Source organism: Alteromonas sp. AO-Serp (assembly GCF_017849675.1).
Classification (GTDB): domain Bacteria; phylum Pseudomonadota; class Gammaproteobacteria; order Enterobacterales; family Alteromonadaceae; genus Alteromonas; species Alteromonas macleodii.
In genome coordinates this window covers 1-3,148 of the sequence record NZ_JAFLMX010000338.1, presented here as the reverse complement: position 1 = coordinate 3,148, position 3,148 = coordinate 1, and the positions used below count along the sequence as shown (strand labels likewise).

The window sequence follows — 3,148 nt, the reverse complement described above, 5'->3', positions numbered from 1 at the left end:
TTTCAGAGCTGAAGAAGCAGCAACTAGATTTCAAGAATCATTAGGAACTATTCGCCCATTCTTGGGAAGAGTCGGCATATCGTCTGGAGATGTAACCATAGCAAAAGGTTTGTTCAAAGAATTGTTGAGATAGATATCACGTCAATCTCACGAATAATTCAATTCAAGCCTATATACGCATTTTTACTGGGCTATCGAATTTATCGTATATCAAAGCTCAAATAGTTGCTCTTAATGTCTCGGGTCGAACGCTATTTTTGTGAGGATAACTGGTGAATATAGTCCCATGTTAATATGAATTAAAAGCAACTGTGCTCTTAAAAACTCATTGTTACAAGGGCAGAAAATTCGGAATGAGCAAACAGAAGAAACATCGAGTAGGGTGAGGCGTCACCGCCTCATCCCTCTCACAGAACCGTACATACGGGCCTCGTATACGGCTCATGTACATAGTTATTTAGCGTAATTGCTAAACACATATCCCGTTGCAACATTCTCCAAGTTCATTAGCCCAAGTTCATCGAACCAACTGTTTGGCATCGCGTAGCTTGCTAAAGGACTGCGTGCACTGCTCCAGCTCGTCATGTTGATGTGAGCGAACTTGCCTTTATAACCATGCTGTCGTAGCCAGCGATGAAGGCGGCTCGCCTTCTTCCATAACTTAAGTTGGATGCTGCGCAAGCGCCGTCTTAGCCAGCTCGCGAGTTGCTTAAATACCCTGCTCGCATTGGCTATCTTGAAGTAATAACTGAACCCTCTTAGCAGTGGGTTTAGTGCATTGATAACTGATTGCAGTGGCATTCCGCCATTGCGTTTCGTCATCTGCTTGAGCTTCGCCTTAAACGCGGTGAGTTTCTTGGGCTGGATGCGGGTATGTTTCGTCCCGATTTCAACGCCGAGGAACTTCACACCAACATCACTGTGGGTGATGTGTGTTTTCTCCGTGTTTACGCTTAGCTTTAGCTTTTCTTCTAAGATGTGTGTGGCTTGCGCTTTGGCATTTTCTGCCGCTGCACGACTGCTACACAGGATAAGGATGTCATCAGCATAGCGCACTATGCGGTGCCCACGTTGTTTCATTTCCTCATCGAACGCATCCAGATAGATGTTCGCTATGAGCGGGCTTATTACCCCGCCTTGCGGACTGCCTGTTTCTGTCTGCTGCCAATGTCCATCTACCATCACCCCACTTTGTAAGAACTGAGCAATGAGACTCAGCACGCTACCATCACGAACCCGTCTTTTAATACTCTTAATGATAAGCGTATGGTCCAGCTTATCGAAGCACTTCGACAGGTCCATGTCCACCACGTGTCGCCGTCCGTATCGACGGATGAACATCGTGGCTTTATTGATGGCATCGTGACAGCTCCGCTTCGGTCTATAACCAAAGCTTGATGGATGGAACTGCTCTTCGAAGATGGGGGTAAGGAGGTCATTCAAGCATTGTTGAACCACTCTATCCCTGACTGTTGGGATACCCAATAGACGCTCACCGCCCCCGTCTTTCGGGATAATGACCCGCCTTACCGGTTGCGGTTGGTAGCGTTTGGTTTTGAGTTCAAGAAGAAGCTGCGATAGTTCATTATCCAGATTTGAGGCAAACGCGCTCAGGCTCTGCCCATCTATTCCGGCCGCACCTTTCGCTTTGAATACCTTTTTAAACCCTTTGAACAGCCTCGCTTTATTAAGCAGGTGACCGTACAAACTATAATAAACCCGCATACTTCCTCTCGAAGATAGTGTGCTGTGTGGGGGCCGATACTTTCTCTTCGCGTTGGTCTATTTCACATGGTGGTAGAGCGTGCTAGCCCAATGGCAATCTACTCAACGTTCCCACATTACTCCCATGTACCGTTTCGTAGCCAGTCCGTCGCTTCCGCGACAAACCAAGTACGAAGACGTCGATTGCGAGTCGATTCGTGTACCACTGAAAAAAAAACATCTGCTCATCACAGACTGACTATGTACTTCCGCCCTTCGCCATCCCTATCAGCTTTTGGCTAATAGTGACGCCATCAAACACAATGCTGATGGTCAGCTCGGTTTTACCCTCCACACCATTACTGGCTTTCACAGGCCGAACTTTACTCACTACTACGGCTTCATCTGCCACCTCACACCGATTAACATCTTGAGTCCCCCCTTGAACGTTAACCACTTACTCTAAGTAAGTTTAGGTGCCAGGCTTCCCCAGTTACTGCACTGACGCCCTGTTAGAAATCCCACCCTCAAGCACAAAACAGGACTGACCGAGTATCGGGCTTCACGCTATTTTGCACGCTTACCCCCCTGTCTTGCCGAATCAGGTTCACTTGCGTTGTGTACCTCTAACTTCCTATGGCTTCCTTCGGACCCTGCCGTTGGCCAACCACGCCCTTGCCATTCGGATTATCTTCCCCTCAGTCAGGGTGATTCAGGTTTCTTTCAACCTGACGGGTTTGCCAGCTTCGCTGGGCAAACAAAAAAGGGTAGCTTATTCAGTTAAGCTACCCTTTTTTGTAAACAGTGACTTCTGATACTACTTGCTACTTAAAACCCAGCTAGCAAATGGTACCGTAGTGCGTGCCTCGCCTACTTCTTCAAATGGGGCGCGCAAGTTGCGGATACGTTAGACGCGTTGAAAATTTCGATCCAATAGCCGTCTGGGTCTTTGATAAATGCGATCCCTTTCATAGAACCATCATTAAGCCCTTTCTGAAAAGGAACGTCTAGTGATGCAAATCGTGCACATGCAGCTTCAGCATCAGGCACATGAAAACCAATATGCCCAAAACCTTTTGGCTCTGTATTTCCGTTATGATAATCAACCGTTTCTGGTGTATCGCCCCAATTGTGGGTTAGCTCCAACATGGCCGGGCGACCAAAAGTTTGCTGAGTACGTTCGTCTACATCGTCAGAAATATCAGAGAAATCATCACCTGCCGCCAAAAAATAAAGGCTGAACTTCATTTCTTCAAAATCTAGACGCTTAATTAGCGTCATTCCCATAACTCGCGTATAGAAATCTAGCGAACGCTTGGGGTCGGCAATGCGCAGCATAGTTTGGTTGAACACAAAACCTTGTGTCGCAGCATCTTTCTCTTCATACAGGCCTTCGGCCTTATCGAAATGTCGGCTCATAATAGTCTGTCTCTAATACAAATCT

3 protein-coding genes are annotated in these 3,148 nt (G+C 47.0%); all 3 read right to left on the bottom strand.

Annotation, left to right across the window (positions count from 1 at the left end; genetic code table 11):
- Window positions 1-453: 453 nt before the first annotated feature.
- A complete protein-coding gene (ltrA, locus tag QVA83_RS21230) occupies window positions 454-1,725 on the bottom strand; it encodes a group II intron reverse transcriptase/maturase (protein WP_061485059.1) in 1,272 nt (423 codons plus the stop codon).
- Window positions 1,726-1,963: 238 nt separating this feature from the next.
- Window positions 1,964-2,116, bottom strand: a complete 153-nt coding sequence (locus QVA83_RS21225; RefSeq protein WP_168463716.1) for a hypothetical protein — start codon at window positions 2,114-2,116, stop codon at window positions 1,964-1,966.
- Window positions 2,117-2,574: 458 nt separating this feature from the next.
- On the bottom strand, window positions 2,575-3,123 hold the full coding sequence (gloA, locus tag QVA83_RS21220; RefSeq protein WP_014950300.1) for a lactoylglutathione lyase: 549 nt from the start codon (window positions 3,121-3,123) through the stop codon (window positions 2,575-2,577).
- Window positions 3,124-3,148: the final 25 nt, after the last annotated feature.

Excerpts from the sequence above, each read along its gene's own strand:
- gloA (WP_014950300.1), bottom strand. The coding sequence starts at position 3,123 with ATGAGCCGACATTTCGATAAGGCCGAAGGCCTGTATGAAGAGAAAGAT.
- ltrA (WP_061485059.1), bottom strand. The coding sequence starts at position 1,725 with ATGCGGGTTTATTATAGTTTGTACGGTCACCTGCTTAATAAAGCGAGG.